The 2944-nt window shown below is 47.7% G+C and carries 1 protein-coding gene; it reads left to right on the top strand.

From position 1 onward, the window contains the following. The first annotated feature begins 577 nt into the window (after positions 1-577). Positions 578-2893, top strand: coding sequence for a cation:proton antiporter (locus WBA89_RS02505; RefSeq protein WP_424403773.1), 2316 nt, complete (start codon positions 578-580; stop codon positions 2891-2893). Positions 2894-2944: the final 51 nt, after the last annotated feature.

The following is a 2944-nucleotide window of genomic DNA, read 5'->3' as shown; positions in this document are numbered from 1 at the left end:
ATCTTAGCTAGCAAGAACAGCAATATATGGCAGTAATCCTCAAAATGAGGTATCGATCGATCACTCCCTCAATCCCTGCATTCTCCAATTTAAAATATTTACTAGAAAAGTATCCAATCTCAACTTCTCACCTTTTTAATCTTGTCCTAGCATCTCCTACGAATTTTTACGAGATTTGCGATAAAATTATTACAATAAATCGCCTAACAAACGCACGTAAACTTGTTAACAATAACCCAATTTAGGGTTATTTTAGTTAGTTTTAACATTGGTCATAATTCTCGCGATAGGTTTGACGTGAAGGCATGACAATGGGCAATTAACAATAAAAAACATGGGTAATCGCTAGAGACTTAACTATCGTATAAAATACCCTATTTTTCCTTAAATTTTTTAATTTTTTAATTTTAAATTTATTCGACAGATGAATCAACCGAGCTTGAACTTGGGTATAAAATTGCACTTTCTGCACGACGGTCGTCGGGCGATTGTATGGGTTTACGGATGAAATTAACGCGCCAAACACAGTCAACACATTAAACACTATAATATAACTTTACACTTTTTTGATAAACTTGTGCAAGAAGACTTCCGACTGATCGTTGACTTAGTTATAGTTCTCGCTGCTGCCGCAGCAGGAGGACTCTTTGCATCGCTGTTGCGACAGCCGGTAATCCTCGGATACCTCCTGGGAGGGATCGTAATTGGGCCCGCTGGTTTGGGGCTGATTAAAGAATTAATTCAGGTAGACACCCTCGCTGAATTCGGTGTTGCCTTTCTGTTGTTTGCTTTGGGAGTAGAGTTTTCCTTCGCCGAACTCAAGAAAGTTAAAGCAATTAGTTTGGGCGGGGGGGGCTTGCAAATTGTGCTGACGATCGCCTTTACAACTGTAATTTCCTTGACCGTGGGCTGGGTAGAATCGCCCGCTCAAGGCGTGTTTTTAGGGTCGATTTTGTCGCTTTCCTCTACAGCAGTTGTACTCAAGTGCTTGATGGAACGCAACGAAAGCGGTACTTCCCACGGCCAAGTCATGCTGGGAATATTAGTAGTTCAAGACTTAGCATTGGGGCTGATGTTAGCAGTTTTGCCTGCTCTCAACGAGCCTGCAGAGGCGATCGGCATGACGGTAGCTTGGGCTCTGCTGCGGATCGGCTTATTTGCTGCTGGTGCTGTAGTTGCAGGCATTTGGATTGTCCCGCAATTGCTGCGCTATCTCGCGAAAACAGAAAGCCGCGAACTGTTTTTGCTGGGAGTTGTGGTTCTGGCTTTAGGTATTGCGCTGCTGACAGAATATTTGGGTTTCTCGATCGAGATGGGCGCATTTGTGGCGGGCTTAATGATTTCTGAGGTGGAATATGCCGACCAGACTCTAACTTACGTTGAGCCTTTGCGAGATATTTTTGCATCCTTATTTTTTGTCACCATCGGTATGTTAATCGACCCGATGTTTCTCTGGAGCCATCTAGAATTAATTCTGGGACTGGTATTTCTAGTATTTGTTGGCAAATTCTTGATAATCACGCCCCTCGTCCGACTATTTGGTTATCCGTTAAAAACAGCATTGATCGTAGGTTTGGGCTTAGCTCAAATCGGAGAATTCTCCTTTGTTCTCGCTAGTTCCGGTCAAATGATGGGACTGGTTTCGCGAGACGTTTATCTATTAATTTTAGGAACCACGGCAGTCACCTTGGTGCTGACTCCGTTTGTATTGAGAAGCGTACCCCAGTTATTGAACTGGGCCGAAAATTTTGGGCCTTTACAGCGCTATTTTGACGAAACATCTCAACCTGTGGAAATAGCTGAAACTTTGCCGGAACAAAATCATGTTGTGATTTGCGGCTACGGACGAGTTGGCAGAAATTTAGTCAAAATTCTGCAGGGCCGCAACTGTTCAATTGTGGTGATCGATGAGTCAGAAAGGAGAATTCAAGATTGCAGAGTGCTAGGAATTCCCTACATTTACGGGAATGCTGCTAGCTTGCACGTTTTGGAAGCTGCCGGGATCGAACGGGCTGCTTCAATGGCGATCGCCCTTCCAGATCCCATGAGCACTCGCTTGTGTCTGAAGCGGGCTTTAGAATTAGTTCCCGATTTGGATATTGTCGTGCAGGCCAACCAAGATAAAGACATCGAACTGCTTTATCAACTAGGGGCGTGGGAAGTTGTGCAGCCGGAGTTTGAGGCGAGTTTGGAACTGTCGGCCCACTTGCTGGCTGGCATGGGTGTCTCGGCAATGGCGATCGGGCGGGAAGTGCAGCAAATTCGCAGCAGCCGCTATCTGGAATTGCGACCGGCGCGCGAACCTTTGGCGGTTTCGCGGGATTTGAAGGTGGCCGTTCGAGATATGAACAGCGAGTGGTACAACTTGCCGCAGGGCTCTCCGATCGCCGGCATGACTCTGGAAGAAACTAACTTGCGGCAGTTGACAGGGGTCAGCGTAATGGCGATCGTCCGCAAAGATGGCGAGGAAATTGATTATCCCAACGGCAAGACAGCTTTGCAGTCGGGCGATCGAGTTTTTGTCGTGGGAGAACCGGAAGAACTGATCAGTTTTGAATTGCTGGCGAAGGGGGAAGTCGCAGTCCCGCACGGCGACAGTTCTTGCCAGTGGCTGAGGCTGCCAGCAAAAAGCCCTTGGGCTGGCAAAAAATTGTCAGAGGTAGATGTGCTGCCCCAGTACGGGGTGCAGGTGCGGGCGATCCGCCGGGAAGGGAAATTTACTCGCTGGCCGGACGGAACTACCAGCTTGCTAGAGGGCGATCGATTGCTGCTTTGCGGCGGCTTCTACGAGCTCGGCTTGATGCAGCGGACTGCCTCGCCCCCGGTTCTGCAACCAGCCTTAAAGCCGCCTTTTGTCACCGCCCAAGTCAGCGAAAAGCTGTTTAGCGATTAGGCAGTTGGCAGTTGGCAGTTGGCAGTTGGTTGTTGGCAGTTGGCAGTTGGT

Source organism: Microcoleus sp. (assembly GCF_049646505.1).
Classification (GTDB): Bacteria; Cyanobacteriota; Cyanobacteriia; order Cyanobacteriales; family Microcoleaceae; genus Microcoleus.
Note: the sequence above shows the minus strand (reverse complement) of the source record. Positions and strands in the feature narration are given on the sequence as shown.